The organism is Streptomyces sp. NBC_01217 (assembly GCF_035994185.1).
Taxonomy (GTDB): domain Bacteria; phylum Actinomycetota; class Actinomycetes; order Streptomycetales; family Streptomycetaceae; genus Streptomyces.
Genome location: NZ_CP108538.1, coordinates 7,610,967 through 7,635,288 on the forward strand (window position 1 = coordinate 7,610,967; position 24,322 = coordinate 7,635,288).

Genomic DNA, 24,322 nt, shown 5'->3' on the forward strand with positions numbered 1-24,322 from the left:
GTCGTCGTTGCGGACGAGACCGGAGCCGCACCCTTCCTTGCATGGGCGGGCGGCCCGGAGAACAGGGGGACAGGTTCGTGGTGACCGAATCCCAGATCGTGTACGGCGGTCTTGTACCTGCGTCCGTTCCTGCTGTTGGCTGGGTCGATCAGCAGGATCACGGGGTCTCTTGGCTCCACAGGAACTTATCTCCTGTCAGGCGTGGTAGCGGTGGGGCGGGCGAGTGAGGGCGGGCAGTTCAGCGTGCGGTCATGGCGTGGGCGGCTTGAAGCACCGTGTCCTCGGCGGGGTGGACGCGGTCGATGTCGGCGACCGCGGCCATGAGGTCGAAGACGTCGACGTTGGCGGTTTCGGCGCATCGGCTGATGAGGGGGAAGAAGCTTGAGTGCGTTCGGGTGATGCCGCCGACGAGCTGGTAGGTGCGGTCGTCGTGCAGGCGTTCCAGGGGGCGGACGACGGCCTCGCTCAGTTCGGCGAGGGCGCGGAAGTCGTACGTGCTGTGGTCTCCCTGGGCGTAGAGGGTGGCCGCGAACGCTTCGGTGACGGTGTTGCCGGCTCCGCGGCCGATGCCGTCGAGCGTGGTGTCCACGAAGCGTGCTCCGCTTGTCGCCGCCGCGAGGGAGTTGGCGTTGGCCAGGCTAAGGTTGTCGTGTCCGTGGAAGCCGAGGGGGGCCGTCGCGGACTGGCCGACCTTCTCGAACAGTTCGGTGACCTGGGAGGGCAGGTAGCCGCCGACCGAGTCCACGAGGTAGACGACGTCGGCGCCGTATTCCTCGCACTGTCGGACCGCTTCCGCGACGCCGTCGGCGTCGAGGACGTTCGTTTTCATGAGGTTGGTGAACGCGGTGATGCCGAGCTCTTTGGCGAGTGCGACGAATTGCCTGGCGGCTGCGACGGCGTTGATGTCCACGCCGATGCGGACGAACTGCATGCCGGCGGCCACGGCCTGCCGGAGGTGATCCGGATCGGCGATGCCCGGGATGCAGAACATGCCCCAGCTCGCGGTGGTCAGCGTGTGGGAGGCGATGTCGAAGCACCGGGCGTCGGAGACGAGGGTGGGGTGAGGCGTGCGTTCGGCGGCGTTGAGGCCCAGGCCGTGGCCCAACTCGATGAAGCGGACGCCTGATTCTTCGAGACCGCTCAGGACCTTCCTGATCGTGTCTTCGGTGAACTGGAAGTCCACGGAGTAACTGCCGTCGCGGAGTGTGCAGTCCAGTATGTCGACGTCGGGTGACCGCTGGTCCTCGGCGACCGTCAGCGCTGTCTTTGGCATTGAACACCTCAAGCGGCGGAGTATGGGCGTGAACAGGTGTCTCGACATTAGCCAGGAAATGCACGCACACCAGCGGCAGAAACCCGGCAGAACAGCGGGTGTTTCGTGGGCCCACTGCCTTCCCGGGGCGGCGAAGAGGGGGAGTGTAAAAACTAACGGCTCTGTCTCACATCCGGTGGTAACTCCTAGTAATGTCGAATGCGCAAAGTAATAACCGCAGGTCGATCCATAGAAGACACCCATGAGCCGCACGGAGGAGCTTCATGGGACGTGGGCCAGGACCCCGGGAGTGTCTCCCTCGGTCTGCAAAAGAGCACTTCGGGGCGGTCTCAACCCGGATCCACCGGCTTGATGTCTGTGATGACTCTCGCGGAAACGAGAAAGTGCCTTGTGACCTGCGATGATGGGGTTTCTCTAGGACCACATCAGGCACGATCGACAAGGCACTTCCGAGATGCAATCTTCCCATGCCGCCGCGAAGGTCTCCGCACGGTTCGATGATCCGAATCTGGTCGGGTACGGCGGGCTGGAGCCGGTGGTGCGCCTGGCCGAGCGGTGCGGACTGCCCGCGCTGGCCAACGAACACGTCCGGTTGCCGGTCTCGAAGGACGGCACGGGTGCTTTCCCCGCGGCGAAGCTGATGTCGCTGGTGGGCGGCATGGTCGCGGGCGCGGACAGCATCGATGACATGGACCGGTTGCGGCACGGCGCTCTGCCGCGCCTGTTCGTCGGGGTGCGGGCGCCGTCCACGCTGGGCTCGTTCCTGCGTTCCTTCACCCACGGGCACGTGAAGCAACTGCATGCGGTGGCACGGAGGTTCCTGCCCGAACTGGCCGCGCATGCCGGGCTGCTGTCCGGCGCCGAATCGGTCGCCTATGTGGACATCGATGACACGATCCGCCGCACCTACGGCTACGCCAAGCAGGGAGCGGGTTACGGATACAGCAAGGTCAAGGGCCTCAACGCGCTGCTCGGGATCGTCTCACCGCCGGGACGTACCCGCCGTTCGCCGCAATCACCCCGTGGATCGAGCCGGGCACCTTGCCCAGCGCCCGCCCGATCTCACTCAGCGACTGTCCGTCCCGCCATCGCCGCCACACTTCGCGCTTCTGCTCGTCCGACAACCCCGGACGCCCGACCCTCGCCACCCGGCAACACCTCCAGCAACCGGTCTACCTGGGATGTTGCACCGACCCTTGATCCCACCACGCCTTCTTCGTGAAGGAGAACGACCGGTGAGCGAGCTGTACCGGTTGATCCACACGGAGAAGGCGAACTATTCGATCGTCCTGCTGTGCCGGGTCCTGCGCGTGGCCCGGTCCTCCTACTACGCCTGGTGCGAGGGCGAGGCGGCCCGCCACGCCAGGCGGGCCGCCGACGACGCTCTCGCCCACGAGATCACCGTGGTGCACATCGCTTCCCGGCACACCTACGGCGTCCCGCGCATCCACGCCGAACTGCGCCGCCTGGGCCGACGCGTGAACCGCAAGCGCATCGCCCGCGTGATGCGTGAACGCGACATTCGCGGCGTCACCCGGCGCAGACAAGGCGCTCGCTGACCCGGCCGGACGCGAAAGCAAGGCCGTCCCGGACCTGATCGGCCGCGACTTCCATGCCGAACGCCCCGGGACCAAGCTGGTCGGTGACATCACTTACCTGCCCACCGCCGAGGGCTGGCTCTACCTCGCCTGCTGGCTGGACCTGGCCACCCGCGAGGTCGTCGGCTACGCCATGGCCGACCACCACCGCGCCGAGCTGGTGGTCGACGCTCTCGACATGGCCCACGGCCGGGGCGGCCTCGAGCCCGGCTGCGTGGTTCACAGCGATCGCGGCAGCGAATACATTTCGACCCAATTCCGTGAATGCATAGGGAAGTTGGGGCTGCGGCAGAGCTGCGGACGCACCGGATCATGTTTCGACAACGCCGCCGCGGAGAGCTTCTGGGCGCTGCTCAAGGAAGAGATCGGCACCCGTACGTGGCCCGACCGGGCCACCGCCCGCGCCGAGGTCTTCTCCTTCATCGAGACCTTCTACAACCGCCGCCTACGCAAGCACCGCGCGTTCGGCTACCTCACCCGGCCGAGACCAGGCAACGTCAGCAGCACGCCCTCGCGGCATAACGATCACGTGTCCGAGATCACGGGGAAACTTCAGCGCCCGTCTTCCCCGCATTCGCGCGAACGGGCCTGCGCGCGCGGAGGATAGAATCATCGGGCGCGAAAAACCGGCCGGCGGCGCGGCAGAGCACCGGCAGAAGAAAGCGCCGAACGGCAGATCAAACCTCCTCCGAGTGCCGCCCACATTCACTTGTGCGTCCGAGCCATTGACTGCGAAGCTCATTCTTGAACTAACTCAGACTGGTGGCGTTTTCGGCATTTCTCGTTACTAGTGCCGGTTCGGCCCCTGTTGACACTGTCGAGTTCATTCGGTGCAGCCGCCGACGCACTGCTGTCCGTGGTGCTGGTCGCCGCTCATTCCGATTCCACACTCACGGGTGGGGGGAGAAATGTGAACGGGACCCCGGAACGAGAAGACCGAGTCCACCTTTGCAGAGGGATGAAAACTCGTGTCAGAAGCTACTGTGATGCTGGTTCAGCAGGGTGTCTGGGATATGCCGCTGGAATCCATGCCGTTGGCCTCCGGCTATCTCAAGGCGATGATTCTCGATGATTCGGAGCTGAGCGCCCAGACAAGGGTCGACATAGTCAATTTCCGTGGTGGTGTAACCCAAGGTGAAATGGCCCGGAGACTCTTCTCCGGTCAGCTGCCCGACGTCCTGGCGTTCTCGGTGCTCGGCTGGAACGTGCGGGCCTTCGGCGCGCTCGCCGAGACCTTCAAGCAGCTCAACCCGGAAGGATGGGTGGTGTTCGGCGGAACGCATGTCACCCAGCAGGCGGAGCGGGTGTTCCGCGAGAACCCGGCGGTCGACGTCATCGTCAACGGCGAGGGCGAGATCACCTTCCGGGAACTGGTCAGGGCGCACGTGAACGGCTGCGACCGTACCGCGTTGGCCGATGTCGAGGGGATCTCCTACCGGTCGCCCAGCGGCACACCGGTCACGACGGCGGACCGGCCCCGTATCGAGGACCTGGACATCATCCCGTCCCCTTTCCTGACCGGGGCCATCGACCTCGTCGACGAGAACGGTGTGTTCCTCTACGACGTGGCGCTCGTCGAGACCAACCGTGGCTGCCCCTACAAGTGTGCCTTCTGCTACTGGGGAGGGGCGGTGGGGCAGCGGGTCCGCGCCTTCTCCCGCTCCCGGCTCCGCGCCGAACTGGAGCTCTTCGCCGAGCTCAAGGTCCACACCGTCGTCGCCTGCGATGCCAACTTCGGGATGATGCCGATCGATCTGGAACTGGTGGAGGATCTGATCGACATCAAGGAGAAGCACGGCTTCCCGCGCGCCTTCGAGACGTCCTGGGCGAAGAACAAGTCCACGGTCTTCTACGAGATCGTCCACCGTATGAAGGAAGCGGAGCTGCGGAGTTCGTTCACTCTCGCACTACAGAGCCTGAACCCCGATGCGCTCGACACGATGAACCGGCGCAACATGAAGGTCAACGCGTGGCAGGACCTCGTGCAGTGGCTCGGGACGGAGGGGATGGACTGCTATGCGGAGCTGATCTGGGGGGCTCCGGGCGAGACGGTCGATTCCTTCATCGCCGGGTACGACGAACTCGCCCGTCATGTCTCACGGATCGCGGTTTATCCGATCATGTTGCTGCCCAACACCGACTACTCGGACCAAAAGGAGGTACACGGGATCATCGCGCTGCGCGGTGATCACGATGATTTCGAATACGTGCTCGCCCATCGGACGATGTCCTTCGCGGATAACGCCCACATGCAGCGCTTCCTGTTCTGGGCCCGGGTGGTGGCGGAGAACGCGGTACTGCGGCACTGCTGGTTGCCGCTGAGGGAGTTCGCCGGCTGGCAGCAGTCCCAGGTCCTTGGTAGCCTCGCCGACTGGGCCGACACGTCCCCCAGGCCGGAGGCCGTGCCGCTGCGGGAGGCGGCCGCCCGGGCACACGGTGGGGGGGCACCCGCGTACGCGACCGCCATCGGATATCTGTTCACCAGCCCGGCTGGCCGCAGCGCCCTGCGGCACTGGTGGGCGGAGGCGGTGAGCCCGCAACTGCCCCCCGAGTACCGTGCGTTCCTGGGTGAGGTGTTCCGGTACGACCTGCTCACCCAGCCGGTCTGCCCGGCGGCCGACACTGGCAGCCGGCCCGCCGCCGACCCGTTCTTCCCCGACGCGGAGGAACTACCGGACCAAGATCTCTACGTACGCCGGGGCGTCATGTTGGGCTTCGACCTGCCGTCGCTGCTTCCCGAACTGCGAGCGGGCCGGCAGGTCGATGTGTCCCCCGCTCCGACCGAGGTGGACGTCCACTACCGCAGGGGGGCGCTCAACGCCGTGCTCTCCACCAACCACGAGGAGATCGTGCACTTCATGGGCGTGCCGCAGTACGCCAGGCAGCGCGATCAGGTCTCGCTGAGCGGAAGCGTGTGAGGAACGGACGCTGTACCGGGCGGGAGCCTGGTACAGCGTCCTTCGTACTCTGCCCCATGCGTGAGGCCACGGTCGGTTCGGCGGCGGGCGGCGGGCTTCCCGTCCGCCCTGACGACCGTGGCGTACGCCGTCGGGGATGTCCCGAAGCGAGTCAGTGATTCCCAATGGTGTTTGTCAAGGGCTTCAGTGGCGCTTGGTGATCACGTCACGCTGCGGTGAGTCCGCGTTGGGGTGGCTCGGTGGTGAAGGTGCGTTGGTCTCGGATGAGGGCCCAGAGTACTTCCACCCGATCCACACGGTCGTGGTCCCCGCCCTCGACAGTCGTTTGGGGCTGAGCATGCTGGAGATGGCCCTCGGCCCACAGCGGATCGCCGCGGAGAATCAAGCCGCTGGAGAAATCGTGCGGTGGTGCGAGGGCCTCCCGCTCGCCCTGCGCATCCTGGCTGCCAGGCTCACGCTGCGCCCGGATCTGCGCCTGTCCGAGATGGCCGAGTGGCTCCGCGACGACCAGCGACGGCTTGCCGAGTTTCGGGTCGGGGAGCGTGACCTGGCTGCCCGAATACGTAGCAGCTATGCCCGCCTTAACCCCGACGGCCAGCTTCTCTTCCGCCGCATGGCCCTGCTTGCGTCGTCCGGAGCTGATGAGGAGGCGTTGACGCAGGCGATGGACGCCTCACCGGCCGACGTCCAGTTCGCACTCGACTCGTTGGTCCATGCGTATCTGGTGCATGTCGCTCAATCTCTCCATGAGGGCGGCCGTGTATACCGTCAGCCACTGCTGATGCGTGATGTGGCCCGCGAGTTGCTGCTGCAAGAGAGGGAGGAACCGGCGACGTACCGCAGCGGCCCGAGATGACCACATGAAGCCCCTTTTCAACGTTGCTTCGCCAGGGTGAGGATGGCTTTGGCTGCTGACGACAGGCGGTTGGGACGGCAGCGGGTGTGACGGAGGATGCACGAGCACTTGAGGGTGGCCATGCCGCGTTCGACGGGATACCGAAGCCGTGCGTGCGCCCGGTTCAGTGATCTCTGCTGGGCGGTGAGCTCCAGTGCACGTACTCGACCTTGAGGGTCGAGTTGACCGATTCCGCGGCGGCGTTGTCGAGGGCCGATCCCACTCGTCCCATCGACTGGACCACACCCAAAGTGCGGCAACTCTCGTTGAACGCGGCCGAGGTGTACTCGCTGCCGCGGTCGCTGTGGAAGATCACCCCGTTTACGTTGCCACCCCGGGTGGCAACGGCCATATGCAGCGAGCCCGTGATCAGCTCGGTGTCGTGGTGGTCGCTCATGGCGTAACCCAGCATCCGGCGTGAGAACAGGTCCAGCACCGTGGAGAGGTACAGCTTGCCCTCGCCGGTCTCGATCTCGGTCATGTCACCACACCACAAGACGTCCGGTGCGACCGCGTTGAAGCGGCGTCCTACCAGGTCAGGGGCGGCCTTCCGTTTGCCCTGCTTCGTCAGTGAGTGCGGCTTGCGGCGCTTGCGCCCCTCCAGACCGAGTTCGGCCATGATCTGCGCCACCGTGTTTTTGCTGACCTGCCAGCCCTCGGCCCACAGGTCCAGCGTGATCCTCGGCGAGCCGTAGGTCCGCTTCGAGTTCTCGAACAGCACCGTGATCCGTTCGGCCAGCACAGTCCGCCTGACCTCGCGTTTCGTCGGCTCCTGAGGTCGGCGCCTCCACTTGTAGAACCAGGACTCGGACACTTCCAAGGCCCGGCAGGTCACCGCGTGCGGGACGCCGTGCTCGGTCCGCTGGTCGCCGATGAAGCCCGCCACGCTCACTTCATCGGCTCCTTCACCCAGAGGACCACGGATCGCTTGAGGACTTCACGCTCCATCCCGAGCTCGACGTTGTCCTTGCGCAACCGGGCATTCTCTTCACGCAGCCGGCGCAACTCCTCACGCTCCGGCTCCGAGAGCTTGCCGGTGGCGGCCGCATCGGCTGCCCGCCGGGCTCGCGTCACCCAGTTGACCAATGTGCCCTCGTTCACACCCAGGTCACGGGCCACCTGAGCCATCGGCTTACCCGTCTCCTGGACGATCCTCACCGCCCCGGCGCGGAACTCCGCATCGTACTGCCGCCGCTTTTCAGGCAACTGACTCCCCTTAAGTCCCTCCCTTCACGATACGAGGGGATCCTCATTTCACACTCCCGCGCTATGTGGCCAGGCAGGCAGCGTCTGGCGCGATCTCCACCCGGACCGCCTCTCGTGCGGCGGCTATGGTGCGGAGCACGGTCGCCCGGTCCGGTCCGTACACCGAGGCGCTGACGGGAATGCACATGTTGTGGTTGGTGATCGGCACGTGGTCCCCGGGCTGGAACTCAACGAGCACGTCAGCGACACCGGGCAGGGCGCGCAGTTCGTCCAGCCCCCGCATGGCCACCAGCGTGCCGGGCGCCTCGTCGTTGCGGATGACGACGGAGCCGAGCACAGCCCTGAATCCGTGATCCCCGTCGATCATGCGCGGACGGCGGCCGAGGTAGCACTCCACCGCGTCGTGGAACGGCCGCAGGTCGGAGTGCCTGGTCCACATCGGCACCGCAGGCCCGCCCGAGAACCGGGGCGCGAGCTCGATCAGGTAGACGTCGTCTCCGTCGTCACCACACTTGACCTCGATATGGCTGGGTCCGTGACGGATCCCGAAAGCGTCGAGCGCCTGCTTGACGAATTGCTCAACCGGCAGGTAGTCGGGATGGTCGCCGTCGATCTGGATGATGTCCCACAGGGGAAAGTCGTAGTCGCGGCCGTCGGGCTGCCGGTACTCCCAGATGTCGACCAGTCGGTGCTCACCGCCGGCGCTGAACACGTTCACCGCGTACTCGCGCCCGCGCACGTAGCGTTCCACCAGCCATTCGGTGATCGGCTGGTCGTGTCGGTCCACCTTCAGTGCCTCGGTCGCCTCGTTCAGCGCCGCCGCGTCACTGACGACCGTGACACCGTAGGACCCCGAACCCATCGTCTGCTTCAGGATGACGGGAAAACCGATGTCCCGGGCGGCCTCCACGACCGCACCGGGAGAGCGGACCATCCGGAACTCCGGAACGCGGACCCCCGTCTGCACGGCCCTGGCCCGCATCGCCGCCTTGTTCCGCCGCGCCCAGCCCAGGGCGGGATCGTTGCCAGGCAGACCGAGCCGCGCAGCGATCTCGTCGGCCACATGAACGGTCGACCCACGGGCGGGTACGACGGCCCTCGGGTTGAGCCCGGCCTCACCGACCTGCCGGACGGCGTCGTCCACGTCGCTGACCCGGAACGACATCTCGCCGTCGGTGTGGGCGGGCACGGTCGCGACGCTGGAGGACGCGTTCGTGGACACCGAAACCACACCGAATCCCAGATCGTGTACGGCGGTCTTGTACCTGCGTCCGTTCCTGCTGTTGGCTGGGTCGATCAGCAGGATCACGGGGTCTCTTGGCTCCACAGGAACTTATCTCCTGTCAGGCGTGGTAGCGGTGGGGCGGGCGAGTGAGGGCGGGCAGTTCAGCGTGCGGTCATGGCGTGGGCGGCTTGAAGCACCGTGTCCTCGGCGGGGTGGACGCGGTCGATGTCGGCGACCGCGGCCATGAGGTCGAAGACGTCGACGTTGGCGGTTTCGGCGCATCGGCTGATGAGGGGGAAGAAGCTTGAGTGCGTTCGGGTGATGCCGCCGACGAGCTGGTAGGTGCGGTCGTCGTGCAGGCGTTCCAGGGGGCGGACGACGGCCTCGCTCAGTTCGGCGAGGGCGCGGAAGTCGTACGTGCTGTGGTCTCCCTGGGCGTAGAGGGTGGCCGCGAACGCTTCGGTGACGGTGTTGCCGGCTCCGCGGCCGATGCCGTCGAGCGTGGTGTCCACGAAGCGTGCTCCGCTTGTCGCCGCCGCGAGGGAGTTGGCGTTGGCCAGGCTAAGTTTGTCGTGTCCGTGGAAGCCGAGGGGGGCCGTCGCGGACTGGCCGACCTTCTCGAACAGTTCGGTGACCTGGGAGGGCAGGTAGCCGCCGACCGAGTCCACGAGGTAGACGACGTCGGCGCCGTATTCCTCGCACTGTCGGACCGCTTCCGCGACGCCGTCGGCGTCGAGGACGTTCGTTTTCATGAGGTTGGTGAACGCGGTGATGCCGAGCTCTTTGGCGAGTGCGACGAATTGCCTGGCGGCTGCGACGGCGTTGATGTCCACGCCGATGCGGACGAACTGCATGCCGGCGGCCACGGCCTGCCGGAGGTGATCCGGATCGGCGATGCCCGGGATGCAGAACATGCCCCAGCTCGCGGTGGTCAGCGTGTGGGAGGCGATGTCGAAGCACCGGGCGTCGGAGACGAGGGTGGGGTGAGGCGTGCGTTCGGCGGCGTTGAGGCCCAGGCCGTGGCCCAACTCGATGAAGCGGACGCCTGATTCTTCGAGACCGCTCAGGACCTTCCTGATCGTGTCTTCGGTGAACTGGAAGTCCACGGAGTAACTGCCGTCGCGGAGTGTGCAGTCCAGTATGTCGACGTCGGGTGACCGCTGGTCCTCGGCGACCGTCAGCGCTGTCTTTGGCATTGAACACCTCAAGCGGCGGAGTATGGGCGTGAACAGGTGTCTCGACATTAGCCAGGAAATGCACGCACACCAGCGGCAGAAACCCGGCAGAACAGCGGCAGAAGCGCGGCAGAATGGCCACCCTGCATTGACTCAACTTCCTCTCTGGAAAGGATGGAATGCCTTGCAACAGGCGGCTGTGACATGTAGTAATTGAACAGGCAATATTCTTCGACAGCTTCCACGTTGCTACGCGAAAGGGTGTCCCAGTGGCAAAGATCCTCACTCAGTCGCAGGTTGATTTCTACCGTGAGAACGGGTTCTGCGTCGTCGATGGGATATTCGACACCGAACTGATAGATAGGGCGCGTGCCGTCGTTGACGGCCTGCTCTCCTCCGCCGACCTCGCCAGTGTGGCCGAGGCTGAACCGGAGGACGGCACCAAGGCGCGCCGTATCTGGGCTCCGACCTCGCGGGACGAGCTCTTCGCGGCCATCGCGGAGGACCCCCGGCTCCTCGACGCGGTGGAGCAGCTGATCGGCCCCGACATCGTGCTGCAGTACTCGAAGCTCAACGTGAAGCCGCCACGCGTGGGCAGCGTGGTCGAGTGGCACCAGGACTTCGCGTTCTACCCTCACACGAACACCGACCTGGTCGCCACGCTGATCTATCTGGACGAGGCGACCCGGGAGAACGCCTGTCTGCGGGTTCTTCCCTGCTCACACCGGAACGGCCTGCTCGACCATGAGTCGGAGGGGCATTTTGTGGGCAAGGTCTCGTCGCCGGCGGACGTGGGTCTGGACGAGTCGGCGGTCGTCGACTGTGAGGGTTCCGCGGGATCGGTGGTGTTTATCCACCCCCTGCTCCTGCACTCGTCGGAGAAGAATCTCTCGGAGCTGTACCGCCGCGTCTTCATTCCGTCCTACCGCGCGGCCGACGCCCTTCCCATCTACTACGGTCCACATGCCGCACACAACGAGCCCACGGCGAAGCTCGTCCGCGGCAGGGCCTCCAGGTCTGTACGCAGCGAGGCTGGCCAGTGGCGGCTCCCGATCGCGGCGGCGGAGTTCAACTCCCTGTACCAGGTCCAGGAAGGCTCCCACGTCGGTGACGGGACCAAGTCGTCGACCGGGTACTTCTCGCACGAGGCCGACCCGAAGGGCGCCGTGGCCGCCTCGATGTGAGCCGGCGACCCCGGCCGCCGTCGACATGGCCGGGCCTCCGGCAAGGACCTGGCCGGCCGCACGCCGGAAAACAACCATCAGTGGGTGAGTCCGGCCGCGCGGGCCGTGGAGCATCACCGACCCGGACCAGAAGGCCAAGGAGCATCATGACCGGCTCACTTAACGGAACGCCTGCCGTCGTGCTGATGGACCCCTGCGGGCCGAGCATGGGTTTCAAACCCCAGGTGACCGAGCGGGGAATGGCCGTGATCTCCATTTACACGATGCCCCCCGATCACCTCCAAACCCGGTATCCCGACCACGCGGTGGGTGACACGGTCAGCCTCTACAGCGCGGAACTCGGCGAGATTCGGGCGAAGCTCGCCGAGCTGGGCGCCGACATCCGCGCTGTGGTCCCCGCCTCCGACGTGGCCGTGGACAAGGCGGACACGCTGGCCGAAGAGTTCAGCCTGCCCGGCAACGGCGCGAGGCTGGCCCCTGCCCGCCGGGACAAGTCCGCGATGCGGGAGACCGCCGCGCGGGCGGGACTTCGCATCCCCCGTTACGTGATGGTCGAGGACGCGGCCGACATCGGCAGTGCCGCCCGCGAGGTGGGCTTTCCCGCTATCGCCAAGCACACGGCCGGGGCCGGGTCGCACGGTATCCGGCTGCTGAACGAGCCCCAGGACGCCCAGGACCTCTCGGCCCTGCAGCTGACCGACCACTTCGGACGCCGGGTCGAAGCCTGGTTGGTCGAGCAGTACGTGCGCGGCCGCGAACTGGGCGTGAACCTCTTCTCGCACGACGGCGAGCACCACGTACTAGACGTCTGGGAATACCGGCAACCGGACGACCAGAACTACTCGTTCCCCTACTGGGAGTGGGCGCAGATCACCCAGGACGACCCTGACTGGCACACCGCCGTCGACTACGTTCAGCAGGTGCTCGACACATTTGGCGTGCGGCTCGGCCCCAGTCACACCGAGATCAAGATCATGGATGGCAGGGCCTACCTCATCGAACTGGGCACTCGTCTGCCCGCCTACCCCATGATTGACGCGTGGATCGAGCACAGCGACCTCGACCCTCACCGCCAGGTCCTGGCCAGCCGGCTGGGCGAGGTACCGAGAATCGCGGCCGAGCCAGTGAAGTTCGACAGCTTCTGCGGCGCCAACGCCATTCGCCACGACGGACCGCCCGGCCGGCTGGTGGAGATCCGCGGCCTGGACAGGGTGGAGCGACTGCCCGGCGTGGACAAGCTGGTGGTGCGCTATCAGGCGGGCGACCTGGTGCCGACGACCGCCAGTATCCCGACCATTCCTCTCAGGGTGAGCGTGTCCGCACCGGACCGCCAGGAACTGCTCCGCCGCATGGCCGCGGTCCGCAACACTGTGGAACTCGTGATCGAACCGGTCGGCTGATCACAGTCGTTCTTCCCCAGCGGCCTCCCGTTCCGTCGCAGTGGCCGACAACGAGGGCGATGCCGCGGGGGCGAACGCCGTCTCCACCGACGTCAGAGGCCTGTCCGGCGAAAGTTGCGGAATGCTGAAGTTCTTTGCCTCCTATCAGCGGCTCTTTTCACTGCCACGATTCGGCTTGTCCTTGTTCGCGGCCGCCGCGAGCAAGCTGAAGATCGGAATCTCCTCGGTCGCCCTCCTGCTCGAGGTCGCGCATTATCGGGGTTTCGATCAGGCGGCCGTCGTGGTCTCCGTGTCGGCGCTGGCCGGAGTCACCGTTCCGCTGAGGGGCAGGCTCATGGACCGCTACGGTTACGCCTTGGTGATGTGTCCGTCTCTCGTGGCGTATCTGGGTGCGCTGGCTGCCCTGGTGCTGAACGAAAGCGCACGGGGACCGTTCGCCATTACGGCGATCTGCGCGTTCGCCGCATCGGCGTTCATTCCACCCATCCAGATCGTGACCCGGCTGATGTGGCGGGCGATGACCACTGGCGAACTCCGCGCGACCGCTCTGGCGTTGGATGCGGTGTTGACCGACGTGGGGTATATTGTGGGCCCGACCATCGCTGCCTTTCTGGTGGTGGCGGTCGCACCCTGGGCCGGACTGGCCGCCTCCGCCCTGCTCACCACCAGCGCTACCCTCCTGCTCCTCTCCCGAGGTCTGCCCCACCAGCGCAGAACGCCACGATCCGCACAGCGGCAGCGAAATCTGCTGGGACCGCTGAACAATCGGGCGTTGCGCGGGACGATGACAGCCGTGATGTGCTTCTTCATGGCAGTCCGGGCGATCGAATTGGCCTATCCCGCCTGGGCTCAGCAGCGTGATTCGCCACTGATGGGCGGAGTCCTCCTCAGTTGTATGTCGGTGGGCAGCGTAGTGGGCGGCCTCGTCCTAGGTGCGTTGCCAGCGCAGCGAAAGGTCTGGGCGACCTTCCCTGTCACGCTGGCCGTGCTGTGTGTGGGAACCGTGCTCGTCACGGCGGCCAGCTTTACCTGGACGGCGGTCGTGGTCGTTGCCGCGGCGTTCATGGGCGTTGCGGTGGGGCCGAGTTTCGTGGGCCTGTACGCGACGGTCGGCGACCTGTCGCCGGCGAACATGGCCGCGGAAACGCAGTCGTGGCTCAGTACGTCCGTGTCGTTGGGCGGAGCCGCCGGAGCAGCGGTCAGCGGCGTGATCATCCAGGCACTAGGCCCCGGGGCGTTGATGGCGTTCGCGGCGGTGTCCCTGGCCATCGCGTCCTGGGTGGCGTACCAAGCCATCAAGAACAATTCGGAAACAGGGGAACAGGTGTCGGGAGCCGATACCCAGAGCACCATGAATATGGGGACACAGTGACTCGTCAGCGGGTGGCTCTTTTGAGCCACGTTGGTTACGACGCCTACCGCCACGATGATGGCAGCCCTTTCTTCCCTCCGGATGAATACGACATCACCCTGTTCGCGCGGCCCCGCGACGTCGCCCAGTTGGCGCCCGGACGTGTGAGCCGCTCCATTCCTATGGACCTCCACCCTTCCGGCGAGGTCGCGGTGCCACTGCCAGCACTGGTCGGCGACCTCAAATTCGACTGGGTGGTGGCGACCCAGGAGCGGCTCCTGCTGCCGGCAGCGCGACTGCGCGAAACCCTCGGCGTAGGTGGCATGGGCACGGAGCACACGCTGTTGCTCCGTGACAAGGTGGCGATGAAGCGTCACTTCTCGTCTTGTGGCATCCGGGTTCCGGAGTTCACTCCAATCTCCGAACCCCACGAGGCGGAAGCGCTGCTCGACAAGTTCGGCCGCATCGTCATCAAACCCGTCCTCGGCTCCTCCTCTCTGGACGTGCACATCGTGCGTGATCTGAGCGAGCTGATGCGCTTGCAGCGGCAGGGGTTCGCCAGTTCGGACCGGTACGAGGCCGAGGAGTTCATCGAGGGTCGCCAGTTCCACGTCGACAGCGTTGTCAAGAACGGAGTGCCGGTTGCCGTCTCCGTATCGCAGTACCTGGATTCACACGAATCGTTCCCGCTGAACGGGCAGGTGCGGTCGCACACCATCGACGACGGGCCGGACCTCGACGTTCTGCTGGAGTTCAACCGCACGGTACTCGGGTGCATCGACTGGTTCAGCGGCGCCGCACACCTCGAAGTATTCCTCGATGACCGCGGCAGGCCGGTGTTCTGCGAGTTGGGCGGCCGCCCCGGCGGCGCTGGAATCGACACCACGTTCCGCTACCGTCACGGGGTCTCCCTGTACTTCTCCAGCATCTTGCCCCAGATCGGGCGCCCTGTCCCAGACCGTGTCCGTCAGGCGCCTGCGGACCAGCCGGCGACCGGTTGGGTCATGATCTACCCGCCGAGACTGGGGCGCTTCGACGGGTTCGACGCGCTTCCGCGGGCTGAGTGGCTGATCCAGCTCACGACGCCTTACCGCCCGGGTGAACTCGTCAGGCGCCCCAGGCAGGCCAAAGACGCGATCGCGGTCGCGTCCGTCTGCGGCAAGGACTCACGTGAGGTGGTCGACCGGCTCGCCGAGGTTAAGGACGAGATGGTTGTGTCCATGACCCCGGTGTGATCGGCCTCCCGAGTCAGAACTCCCCCTCGATGCAGAGCAACAACCCTGTTGTTCCCGGTCCTGAGCGCCGTCCTCGACAATGCCCGCTGTCTTGGTCGGCGGCGAAAATAGGCAGAACAGGAGGATGCGAGGCAGCTTCGCAGTCCCACTAGGGCTGATGCCCAACAGGCCATTACGCTCGATGCCTGGCCGGCCCAGCACCATCTGTTGCCCTTCCGGTGCTTGATCACCCGTTTCCCGGCGCCAGCGCGCGCGACTTCGGCGGCTGCTCACCAGCCCCTCCTGCCCGACGCCCCTCGATCCAGGAGCGAGATTCATGCTCTCCCCATCTCCCCCCAGACTCTTCTGGCTGCGCTCGGAACGCGACTACACCTCAGTCGCGGCGGCCGAGGAGGCGCGCACAGCAGCCTTGACCGCAGCCGCGGCGAACCTCGGTCTCGACTTTCACACGGCCACGGTCGACGACGTGGTGGTGACCCAGGTGGGAGAGACAGCCCTCGTACGTGTGCAGGGCGACCGCGTGGACTCGCGCGGCGTGTTCTTCCACCCCGGCTCGCTCGGCAGGCCCGCCCAGGCACCGGAAGCCTGGCGGCTCCTGAGCACCATGGGGATTCTCGAAGCTGCCGGGTTCATGGTCACCGTGCCTGCCGTGCACGCGATCAACTGGACCGACGCGATCGTGCCGCTTATCCGGTTCGACCTCGGCGAGGTGCGCACCCTGCCGTCGGTGCGGCTGTGCACCCGTGAGATCGAGGTCCATCGCGACCGGCTGCGCATCGCTGACTGGGGACTGCAATTCCCAGTGACCGTGCGCCCGGCGGTCCGCCGGCCCGGTGATCGAGTCTTCATCGCGGAGAGTGAACGCAGGCTGACCACCCTCCTCCAGTTGGTGGGCGCTTCCGAGCTGACAGTCCTCGTGCAGCCGTGGCTCGGCGAGCACGTCGTCGAGCACGTCGTGGTGTGCATCGACGGGGAGCCGACCGGTCTAGAGGGGAAGCTGGGGGAGCGGCTGTCCCTCCCTGCGCGATCGGTCGCGGCCGAACTTGGGCTCGCCTACGTCCGAATCGGGTTCGTGGAGGACGCCGATCGGTTCTGGCTGTCCCACGTGGACTGCACGGGCTTCGCGTCCGACCTCGACGCCGACGCCGTCGGAGTCCAGTTGGCCGCCTACCGCGAAGCGTTCCATCGGTTCCGTGCCGAGAGTGACGCGGTTTCGGCCTCGGCACTGGGAGGAGGAGCATGATCATTGCTCCCGACCCCGTCACGATGTTCTGGATTCGCTCCGAGCGCGAGAGCAAGTCACCGAATCCCTTCGACGCCGAGATCAACTCGCGCTACGACGCCGCCACGCGCAAAGCCGGCGTACTGCTGTCACGGATCAGTGTCGACGACGTCGTCGTGGGCACCACGAAGGGCGAGGCCTCGGTCCGCGTGCGCGGCGACCTCATCGCACCTGACTCGGCGTTCTTCCATACGAAGCTGGTCACGTGGCCCGTCGACCGGTTCGATTACTGGCGGCACCTGACGACCTACGCCGCCCTGTCAGCGGCCGGTTTCTTCACCACGGTCCCTGTCGGACTGAGCCTGATCAATAACGAGAAGCTGCTCACCGGGCTTCGGCGGTTCGGCAGTGCGGTCCGGCGGCTGCCGACGGTGCGCCTGGGCACCCGTGGGTACGGCCCGGACCATCTTGACTGGTGTACCGCCGAGATGCGCGCAAACGACATCGATTTCCCGGTGGTCGTGAAGCCCTCCAGCTGGGGAGGCGGGAACAGCGTGTTCGTCGCCTCCGACGCCGGAGAACTCGACACCGTGTTCACCTGGATGGCCGCTGCCGAGATGACGGTCGTGGTACAGCCGTGGCTCGGACGGGACGTAGTCGACTACCGGGTGTTCTACGTCGACGGTGAGCCGTACCGCGTGCTGACGCGTCAACCGAGAGGCGACGCGCTCGCGGGCAACGTGGGCCAGGGCGGTGTGGCAGGGTGGACAACCATCCCCGATGCACTGGTCGATCCGGCCAGGGCGGTGGCCGACGACATCGAACTTCCCTACCTTTGCGTCGACTTTCTCTACGCCGGAGGGCAATGGTGGTTCTCCGAGATCGAGGTCGACGGCGGCACCACCCAGGGTGACCATCACATGACCGAGGTGCGCTTCCGCTCGTACCGCTCACGCTTCGACAGGTTCGTCCGCGGTCTCCGGTCGACTGGCACGCGGTAACCGTCGTGGCAGGCGGGCGCCACTACTCCTTAAGACCCGACCGGAAGACACTCTCGATCACCCAGCGCTCGGCCCACGACATACTGCAGCAGGACGGGCACGTTGGCGATCATGCTCCCGCCATCAGCAGGTCGTAGTGGACGTTGTTGGCGTCGCCAAAGCCCAGGATTCTTTTTTGCCCCGTTATCTTTTTCGCGGTCCTGCAACGGGGCCGCTGGCCTCCGGGCCCGGTATGACTGTTGCCCCCTGTCGAAGGCATGACCTGGGGGGTGGTGTCGCCGGGTCCGGGGGTGTTCGTCGGTGAGGCGTCCCCCGGGGTGTGGACACAGGGGCTCATGCCGCGATTGAGAGTTTAGCTGCTCGCAGATGCTGCTGTTCGAACTCCACCGGTGAGAGGTAGTTGAGGGCACTGTGGCGTCTGCGGGCGTTGTAGTAGGTCAGCCACTGGAAGATTTCCTGCCTCGCCTGACGCATCGTCGAGAACAGCCTCTGGTGCATCGTCTCCCTCTTGAGCCCCTGCCAGAATGACTCGGCGAGGGCGTTGACGCTCCTATAGTTGTCAACTCGCGGCGGCGGTCGTTCGTGGGGCGGGTCGGATCAGGTGGTAGACCTCGCGGATGACGTAGCGCTTGAGGCAGCGGATGATCTCGCGTTTCGTCTTGCCTTCGGCGGTGCGGCGGGCGACGTAGTCGATGGTGGGCTGGTGGAATCGCATGCGGACGATGACGGTGCGGTAGATCGCGGCGTTGAGCTGTCGGTGGCCGCCGTGGTTGATGCGGTGCCTGCCGCTGGTCATGCCGGAGCCGGTCGGCACGGGCGCGATGCCGGCGAGCTTGGCGAGGGCGGCTTCGGACTTGATGCGTTCGGGGTTGTCGCCGGTCACGACGAGGATCTCGGCAGCAGTATCGACGCCGATGCCGAAGGGTTCAAGCAGCTGTGGGGCCGCGCGGTGGACCAGATCGGCGATCATTTTCGTCAGGTCCTTGGCCTCGGCGTCGAGGTACTGCCACCGTTTGGCCAGTGTGCGCAGGGCATGACGCAGTGCGTCCTCGGGGCCCTCCAGCTGGCGCGGGCGCAAGGCCGCCAGGTGGCGGGCCAGGGCGATCTGCGTTTTCCCCGCGGTCTCGTTGCGCAGGGGATCGGGAGCGTGGACAAGCATCGCTTTCATGGTGACCATCGCCGCTGTGCGCTGTCCGACGGCCTGGTCGTGGGCGATCTTGAGCTGCCGGATCATCTCGGCTTCGCCGTCTGCGCTCTTGGGGGTGGCCGTCGCGAACCCGGCCAGGACGGCTCGGGCGGCGTTCTCGGCGTCCAGGGTGTCGGACTTTCCGTTCATCCGTCGCAGTCGCCGGTCCGGGCGGCCGGCCTCGACCACCTTGTGCCCGGCCCGTCGAAGGAACGAGGCCAGGGTGGCGCCGTAGGAGCCGGTGCCCTCGATTCCGAAGGCCAGAATCCTGCCGTATGAGCCTGCCCAGTCCAGGAGTTGCTGGAATCCACCGGTGTCGGTGGGAATCGTCAAGGTAGCCAGGATCCCGCCGATGGTGTCCATCACGGCTGCGACGTGCACGTGCTTGTGAGTGTCGACGCCGATCACGACGTGCCCGGACCTGTGCTGCTCGTTGGAGGTCACCGCGTTCCTTCCGGCCGGTAGCGTGGGTGCACGCTGTCGCCGGCCGGACGGACAGGACTGTCACGGGGACGCTTTGACGAGTTGGCTCCAGGCTCCTATGAGGTCACGTCCGTCCGGCGGCAGCGCTTGCTGCGTGCCCGGCCGGACGGTCGACAGATCAACGCCAGGACACCCGCGGGGTCGGTCGTAAGCAAGAGTCAGACCGTCGCGGCCGGGACTACCCGATCCTTGCGGGATCCGGTACGAAGAGAATGACAGTCGTAACTCGAGCCGACCCGGCCCATGCTCCTGCGGATCCCGAAACCGTCGCAGACCTGTGCGAACGCGGCAGCGGTGTACTGCGAGCCCCTGTCCGCATGAAAGATCACGCCGTCCACGTGCCCGCCGCGGGCCGCCACCGCCATCTTGAGGGCGTCGATGACCAGCTCGGCCCGCATATGGGTGGCCATCGAGTAGCCGAGCACCCGGCGTGAGCAGATGTCCAGGACGCAGGCGAGATACAGCCACGCCCCGCCGACCTGCACATACGTGATGTCACCGCACCACTTCTCGTCCAGCTGCCTGGCGGAGAAGTCACGTTGGACGAGGTCCGGGGCAGGCGGTGCGAGGCGGTCCGGGACCGTGGTGCGTTTACGGCGCCGCAGATGGAGGCCCTCCAGCCCGTGCTTGCGCATGAGCCGCTCGACGCGCTTGCGGTTCACCGTGTGTCCGAAGCCCCGCAGCTCAGCATGGACACGCCGCACTCCGTACGTTCCCTTGTGGTCGGTGTGGATCTCGCGGATTTCCGCGGCCAGGGCATCGTCGGCGGCCTGCCGCACCTCGCGGGCCTTCGCGCCGGCGATCCACCGGTAGAAGCCCGAGCGCGAGACCTGAAGCACCCGGCATATCCGCTGCACGCCGAAGTCGGCCCGGTTGGCGGAGATGAAGCCCCAGCGGAGGGTCATGCCCTCATCTCCTTCGCGAAATACTGGGCCGCCCGGCGCAGGATCTCCCGCTCGAGTTCCCACTCCTTCTCAGCCCTGCGTAGCCGGCCGTTCTCCGCCCGCAGCCGGGCCAGTTCCTCATCCCTGCCCTCGGCGACCGGCTCGTCGCGGTTGCCGCGGCCCGCCTGCTCATCGGCCTGGCGCACCCAACTGCGCAGCGTCTCGCCGGTCACCCCAACATCCGCCGCCACCGCCGCATACGTGCGCTTCCCACCCGCCGCGCGGTACAGCGCGACGGCATCGTTCCTGAACTCCGCCGGATACGGAGACTTCCGTCCCACCAAAACACCCTTCCTCGGATCTGCAAGATCCATTGTCAGAGTGTCCACACCACCGGGGTCGCCTCACACCGAAGGCATCCCCTTCCACGACCTCGGCGGCGACTACTACGCCAAACACGACCCCGAACGCGCCCTCCGCAGAATCACCCGACAGGCCAACGCCCTCGGGCTCACCGTCCGCTTCGAACCCATCGAGACCGCTTGAGCTCACCCGCCCCGCCCACGTTCAGGCGTTATTTTCGGACCAGACCCGAGTGACGGTCACAATACCGGTGAGGCGCCACCGTCGCAGCGCACCGCGCTACCGGTGACGTAGGAGGCCGGAGCACCGCAGAGGAACGCCGCCACTGCGCCGAACTCGGCGGGGGCGCCGTAGCGCCGTGCCGGGATCGCCTCCGCCGATGCCGCCCGCTCAGCGGCGAGCGGGCGCCCCGACCGAAGCGCCCTCTCGGCGTCGATGCGCTCGACCCGCTCGGTCCGGATACGCCCGGGCAGCAGCATGTTCACCGTCACCCCGTCCGGCGCGACCTCTGTGGCCAGCATCTTGAGGTACGACGCCAGTGCCGCCCGGCCGATGCCGGACAACGCTAGGTCGCTGATCGGCGCGACCACCGCGCTGGATCCGATGGCGAGCACCCGACCCCAGCCCTGACCCCGCATGTGCGGCAGGACGCGGGCGAGCAGCCGGTGGTGAACGGTGACCAGCGAGTCGACCGCCTCGCCGAGTTCCTCCTCCCCGACCTCGATGATCCGGCCAGCGCGGGGACCTGGGCCGTTGAGGACCATGATGTCGACCGGCCCGAAAACTGTCTCGGCGAAGTCGACCAGCCGGTCGGTCCCGCCCGGTGCGAGGAGGTCCACCCCGACACCGGCGGCTGCCGGGAGCCGGGACGCGACCTCGCTCGCCACGTCGCCACGCCGTCCGGTGACCACCACTTTGGCCCCCGCCGCGCCCAGCGCCTCAGCGACCGCCGCCCCGAGGCCCGTGGTCGACGCGCAGACCACGGCGACTCGTCCCTGCAAGCCGAGATCCATCAATTTCGTTCACCCTCCAAGGAGAAGAGGCGTCCCCCCTCGTCGGGAGTGGATGCGCCGGCCGGGCGGAACGCGCCTCGGACGCGCCGACTCGATGATGCCCCAGGCGAAGCCGGCGCTCCACATCGGTGGCAGCGGCAGCAACAGGCAGAACGGGAAAGGAGGAGGCAGTTCGACCCGGGCTCGTGGAATGGACGCCCGAGTGACGCCTACGCTCGATAGGCAGCCGTCGGGGAAGGGGAGTTCCGCCATTGTTGGACGAGCCCGCGATACCGTGCGGTCTCCGCTGCCGAACTTCCTTCGCAGGACGAATACAGGCGTGGTCGTCCTCTTTCGCATACACGTCATGAGGATCGGCGCGGAGTTGCTGCCCGCCCCCACCCGGGAGTTCAGCGGCGCATTTCCCCGGCTCACCGAGATCGCCGGCGTGACGGCCGTGGTCCTGGTCATCGCGCGGACCGGGATCGCCCGCACCATGCAGAGGAGAAGACGGTCCAATGAATCCGGAGTTCTACTCCAAGGTCGCCACAAGGTTCGGCGGCTATTCCAGTGGAGCGAAACGCACGACGCTCTATCCCGAGGGGGACCCGGAGGCCCTGTTCGACCAGATCACAACGGGGCTCGGTGGGTCGGAAGCGAGGCTGCTGGACGTGGGGTGTGCCGACGGGCGCAACCTGCTCGCGATCGCTCCGTCGTTCGCCCACGTCCACGCCATCGACCTCGCACCGCAGATGCTCGAGTCGGCGGAGCTCTCGCTCGCCGCGTCGGGACTGCACCACGTGGAGTTCTCGCTGCGTGACGCCTCCGCCACCGGCTTTCCCGACGGTTCTTTCGACGTGATCACCTCGCGCCGCGGTCCGCTGTTCCCCGAGGAGTTCCACCGTCTGCTGCGGCCCGGCGGAGCCGTGGTCCATCTCGGAATCGGTGAGCAGGACGTCCGCGCGCTCAAGGAGTTGTTCGGGCGCGGTCAGCTCTACCGCCGCTGGGAGGGCGCCCCCGTCTCTCAGGAAGAGCGGGCGCGGCTGGAGCGGGCGGGATTCACCGTGCTGCGCGAGCAGTCCGTCCCGTACCTGGAATACTTCCACTCGGCCGCCGAACTGGACCGTTTCCTCCAGGCGGTGCCGATCTTCGAGGACTACGATCAGGAGCGCGACCGGGAGCCGTTCGACCGGTATGTCGAGGCGGCCTCCGAGGAGCGCGGCATCCTCATGGACCGGCACTGGTTCGTGCTGCACGCCCGACGGGGGGACCGGTGAACATCTTCGAAGCCCTGGAGTCCAACGTCCGCAGTTACAGCCGGGCCTGGCCGGTCGTGTTCGCCCGCGGCCGGGGCGCTCGCCTGTACACGGAGCAGGGCCGACCGTACCTGGACTTCTTCGCCGGCGCGGGCGCCCTGAACTACGGGCACAACGACCCCGCGCAGAAACAGGCGCTGCTGGATTACATCGCCGACGACGGTGTCACGCACTCCCTGGACATGTTCACGACGGCGAAGCGCGACTTCCTTGAGACGCTCGACGAACTGATCCTCCGGCCTCGCGGAGCCCACTACAAGGTCGTCTTCCCCGGCCCCGGCGGCACCAACGCCGTCGAGGCCGCCCTCAAACTCGCCCGCAGGGTGACGGGCCGCCAGCTCGTCGTCAGCTTCACGCGCGGGTTCCACGGCATGACCCTGGGCGCGCTGGCCGTCAGCGGCAACACCCGCAAGCGGGCCGCCACCGGGTTGCCGATGACCCACGCCGTGTCTATGCCCTACGACGGATACATCGACAGCGGTTTCCAGGACGATCGGCCGGACCTGGAGTACCTCGACCATCTCCTGTCGGACCCGGCGAGCGGTCTGGACAAGCCCGCGGCGATGATCGTCGAGACGGTCCAGGGCGAGGGCGGGATCAACGTCGCCAGCATCGAGTGGCTGCGCGGGCTCTCCGAGCTGTGCCGGCGACACGCGATCCTGCTGATCGTGGACGATGTCCAGATGGGGTGCGGACGGACCGGCGCGTTCTTCAGCTTCGAGGACGCCGGGATCATCCCGGACATGGTCTGCCTGTCGAAGTCCGTCGGCGGCTTCGGCATCCCGCTGGCGCTCACGCTGATCCGTCCCGAACTGGACGTCTGGAAGCCCGGCGACCACAGCGGGACCTTCCGCGGGGTGTCGCTCGCGTTCCTGACCGGCGCGCAGGCGCTGCGCACCTACTGGAGCGACGACACGCTGGAGACGTCCACTCGCTCCAAGGGCGAACGCGTCGGCGCCGCCCTCCGGCGCACGGCGGACGCCTTCCCCTCGGCCGGCCTGGAGGTCAGGGGCCGCGGCCTCGTCTGGGGCCTGGACCTCGGCGCGGCCAGCGAACCCGGAACCGCCGCGAAGGTCTGCGCCGCAGCGTTCGACCGGGGCCTGCTGGTGGAGACCTCGGGCGCCCAGGGCGAAGTGGTTAAACTGCTACCGCCGTTGACTACCGGCGCCGACGAACTGGACGAGGGCCTGCAGATCATCGACGAGTGCGTAGCGAGCGTCCTCGGAGGGTGAGGCGGCGGGGAGGAGCCGGGTCCATGACCACCGCGAGCGCCTCCCCCTGACCGGCGGCCCGCCACCGGCTCGGTCCGGTGGCGGGCCGCCCCGTCGCAGCGGCTGTGCGCGGTACGCGAGTCGCCGCGTCCGGGGTGATGCCGGATCGCCGGACACGTCGCGGAGCCCGGGGCCGCTCCGAAC

21 protein-coding genes and 2 pseudogenes are annotated in these 24,322 nt (G+C 66.8%); 14 read left to right on the forward strand and 9 right to left on the reverse strand.

The window, feature by feature from the left end; genetic code table 11:
- Window positions 1–238 precede the first annotated feature (238 nt).
- Window positions 239–1,273 carry a hypothetical protein gene (locus tag OG507_RS34035; protein ID WP_327370944.1) on the reverse strand — a complete coding sequence of 345 codons (1,035 nt, stop codon included), beginning with the start codon at window positions 1,271–1,273 and terminating at the stop codon, window positions 239–241.
- A 454-nt stretch (window positions 1,274–1,727) separates the two neighbouring features.
- Here OG507_RS34035 and OG507_RS34040 point away from each other — a divergent pair, with 454 nt between their 5' ends.
- From OG507_RS34040 to OG507_RS34060, 5 genes are all read left to right on the forward strand, one after another.
- Window positions 1,728–2,495: a hypothetical protein gene (locus tag OG507_RS34040; RefSeq protein ID WP_327370945.1), complete on the forward strand. Its 768-nt coding sequence runs from the start codon at window positions 1,728–1,730 to the stop codon at window positions 2,493–2,495.
- Window positions 2,496–2,508: 13 nt separating this feature from the next.
- Entirely contained in the window at window positions 2,509–2,832 is a 324-nt protein-coding gene (locus OG507_RS34045) for an IS3 family transposase (protein ID WP_327370946.1), read from the forward strand.
- Window positions 2,783–3,478 carry an IS3 family transposase gene (locus OG507_RS34050; protein ID WP_327370947.1) on the forward strand — a complete coding sequence of 232 codons (696 nt, stop codon included), beginning with the start codon at window positions 2,783–2,785 and terminating at the stop codon, window positions 3,476–3,478. Before OG507_RS34045 ends, OG507_RS34050 begins: the two co-directional genes overlap by 50 nt.
- A 379-nt stretch (window positions 3,479–3,857) precedes the next feature.
- Complete coding sequence (locus OG507_RS34055; protein ID WP_327370948.1) at window positions 3,858–5,789, forward strand: KedN5 family methylcobalamin-dependent radical SAM C-methyltransferase; 1,932 nt, start codon at window positions 3,858–3,860, stop codon at window positions 5,787–5,789.
- A 337-nt stretch (window positions 5,790–6,126) separates the two neighbouring features.
- On the forward strand, window positions 6,127–6,645 hold the full coding sequence (locus OG507_RS34060; RefSeq protein WP_327370949.1) for a hypothetical protein: 519 nt from the start codon (window positions 6,127–6,129) through the stop codon (window positions 6,643–6,645).
- 163 nt (window positions 6,646–6,808) lie between these two features.
- Here OG507_RS34060 and OG507_RS34065 read toward each other — a convergent pair whose 3' ends face one another.
- From OG507_RS34065 to OG507_RS34080, 4 genes are all read right to left on the reverse strand, one after another.
- Window positions 6,809–7,576, reverse strand: a complete 768-nt coding sequence (locus OG507_RS34065) for an IS3 family transposase (RefSeq protein ID WP_327370950.1) — start codon at window positions 7,574–7,576, stop codon at window positions 6,809–6,811.
- On the reverse strand, window positions 7,573–7,890 hold the full coding sequence (locus tag OG507_RS34070) for a transposase (RefSeq protein ID WP_327370951.1): 318 nt from the start codon (window positions 7,888–7,890) through the stop codon (window positions 7,573–7,575). The genes OG507_RS34065 and OG507_RS34070 overlap by 4 nt, the downstream gene beginning before the upstream one ends.
- 61 nt (window positions 7,891–7,951) lie before the next feature.
- Window positions 7,952–9,217, reverse strand: a complete 1,266-nt coding sequence (locus tag OG507_RS34075) for an ATP-grasp domain-containing protein (protein WP_327370952.1) — start codon at window positions 9,215–9,217, stop codon at window positions 7,952–7,954.
- Between the two features lie 59 nt (window positions 9,218–9,276).
- Complete coding sequence (locus OG507_RS34080; RefSeq protein ID WP_327370953.1) at window positions 9,277–10,311, reverse strand: hypothetical protein; 1,035 nt, start codon at window positions 10,309–10,311, stop codon at window positions 9,277–9,279.
- A 248-nt stretch (window positions 10,312–10,559) separates the two neighbouring features.
- Between OG507_RS34080 and OG507_RS34085 the strand changes: the two genes are divergently transcribed.
- The 6 genes from OG507_RS34085 (at window position 10,560) to OG507_RS34110 (ending at window position 17,683) form a co-directional block, all read left to right on the forward strand.
- Complete coding sequence (locus tag OG507_RS34085; RefSeq protein WP_327370954.1) at window positions 10,560–11,474, forward strand: phytanoyl-CoA dioxygenase family protein; 915 nt, start codon at window positions 10,560–10,562, stop codon at window positions 11,472–11,474.
- Between the two features lie 146 nt (window positions 11,475–11,620).
- On the forward strand, window positions 11,621–12,874 hold the full coding sequence (locus tag OG507_RS34090; protein ID WP_327370955.1) for an ATP-grasp domain-containing protein: 1,254 nt from the start codon (window positions 11,621–11,623) through the stop codon (window positions 12,872–12,874).
- A 40-nt stretch (window positions 12,875–12,914) separates the two neighbouring features.
- A complete protein-coding gene (locus OG507_RS34095; protein WP_327370956.1) occupies window positions 12,915–14,246 on the forward strand; it encodes an MFS transporter in 1,332 nt (443 codons plus the stop codon).
- A complete protein-coding gene (locus tag OG507_RS34100; RefSeq protein WP_327370957.1) occupies window positions 14,243–15,460 on the forward strand; it encodes an ATP-grasp domain-containing protein in 1,218 nt (405 codons plus the stop codon). Before OG507_RS34095 ends, OG507_RS34100 begins: the two co-directional genes overlap by 4 nt.
- Before the next feature lie 316 nt (window positions 15,461–15,776).
- A complete protein-coding gene (locus OG507_RS34105) occupies window positions 15,777–16,703 on the forward strand; it encodes a hypothetical protein (RefSeq protein ID WP_327370958.1) in 927 nt (308 codons plus the stop codon).
- On the forward strand, window positions 16,700–17,683 hold the full coding sequence (locus tag OG507_RS34110) for an ATP-grasp domain-containing protein (RefSeq protein WP_327370959.1): 984 nt from the start codon (window positions 16,700–16,702) through the stop codon (window positions 17,681–17,683). Before OG507_RS34105 ends, OG507_RS34110 begins: the two co-directional genes overlap by 4 nt.
- 333 nt (window positions 17,684–18,016) lie before the next feature.
- On the opposite strand, the pseudogene OG507_RS34115 reads toward OG507_RS34110, so the two are convergent.
- The 3 genes and pseudogenes from OG507_RS34115 to OG507_RS34125 all read right to left on the reverse strand — a co-directional run.
- Window positions 18,017–18,226, reverse strand: a pseudogene (locus tag OG507_RS34115) (integrase core domain-containing protein); the annotation flags it as partial.
- A 16-nt stretch (window positions 18,227–18,242) separates the two neighbouring features.
- On the reverse strand, window positions 18,243–19,313 hold the full coding sequence (locus OG507_RS34120; RefSeq protein ID WP_327367225.1) for an IS110 family transposase: 1,071 nt from the start codon (window positions 19,311–19,313) through the stop codon (window positions 18,243–18,245).
- Window positions 19,314–19,570: 257 nt separating this feature from the next.
- A pseudogene (locus OG507_RS34125) lies at window positions 19,571–20,577 on the reverse strand (IS3 family transposase); the annotation flags it as partial.
- 40 nt (window positions 20,578–20,617) lie between these two features.
- Between OG507_RS34125 and OG507_RS34130 the strand changes: the two are divergent.
- Window positions 20,618–20,782 (forward strand): hypothetical protein, encoded by a 165-nt coding sequence (locus OG507_RS34130; RefSeq protein WP_327370960.1) that lies wholly within the window; start codon window positions 20,618–20,620, stop codon window positions 20,780–20,782.
- A 56-nt stretch (window positions 20,783–20,838) separates the two neighbouring features.
- On the opposite strand, the gene OG507_RS34135 is transcribed toward OG507_RS34130, so the two are convergent.
- Window positions 20,839–21,600 (reverse strand): SDR family oxidoreductase, encoded by a 762-nt coding sequence (locus tag OG507_RS34135; RefSeq protein WP_327370961.1) that lies wholly within the window; start codon window positions 21,598–21,600, stop codon window positions 20,839–20,841.
- Window positions 21,601–22,109: 509 nt separating this feature from the next.
- Here OG507_RS34135 and OG507_RS34140 point away from each other — a divergent pair.
- Together OG507_RS34140 and ectB are read left to right on the forward strand one after the other, a co-directional pair.
- Window positions 22,110–22,868: a class I SAM-dependent methyltransferase gene (locus OG507_RS34140; protein ID WP_327370962.1), complete on the forward strand. Its 759-nt coding sequence runs from the start codon at window positions 22,110–22,112 to the stop codon at window positions 22,866–22,868.
- Window positions 22,865–24,139 (forward strand): diaminobutyrate--2-oxoglutarate transaminase, encoded by a 1,275-nt coding sequence (gene ectB, locus OG507_RS34145; RefSeq protein WP_327370963.1) that lies wholly within the window; start codon window positions 22,865–22,867, stop codon window positions 24,137–24,139. Before OG507_RS34140 ends, ectB begins: the two co-directional genes overlap by 4 nt.
- Window positions 24,140–24,322 lie beyond the last annotated feature (183 nt).

Coding starts and splice junctions, on each gene's coding strand:
- OG507_RS34090 (WP_327370955.1), top strand. CDS start 11,621: ATGACCGGCTCACTTAACGGAACGCCTGCCGTCGTGCTGATGGACCCC.
- OG507_RS34035 (WP_327370944.1), bottom strand. CDS start 1,273: ATGCCAAAGACAGCGCTGACGGTCGCCGAGGACCAGCGGTCACCCGAC.
- OG507_RS34080 (WP_327370953.1), bottom strand. CDS start 10,311: ATGCCAAAGACAGCGCTGACGGTCGCCGAGGACCAGCGGTCACCCGAC.
- OG507_RS34140 (WP_327370962.1), top strand. CDS start 22,110: ATGAATCCGGAGTTCTACTCCAAGGTCGCCACAAGGTTCGGCGGCTAT.
- OG507_RS34060 (WP_327370949.1), top strand. CDS start 6,127: ATGCTGGAGATGGCCCTCGGCCCACAGCGGATCGCCGCGGAGAATCAA.
- OG507_RS34040 (WP_327370945.1), top strand. CDS start 1,728: ATGCAATCTTCCCATGCCGCCGCGAAGGTCTCCGCACGGTTCGATGAT.
- OG507_RS34105 (WP_327370958.1), top strand. CDS start 15,777: ATGCTCTCCCCATCTCCCCCCAGACTCTTCTGGCTGCGCTCGGAACGC.
- OG507_RS34110 (WP_327370959.1), top strand. CDS start 16,700: ATGATCATTGCTCCCGACCCCGTCACGATGTTCTGGATTCGCTCCGAG.
- OG507_RS34055 (WP_327370948.1), top strand. CDS start 3,858: ATGCTGGTTCAGCAGGGTGTCTGGGATATGCCGCTGGAATCCATGCCG.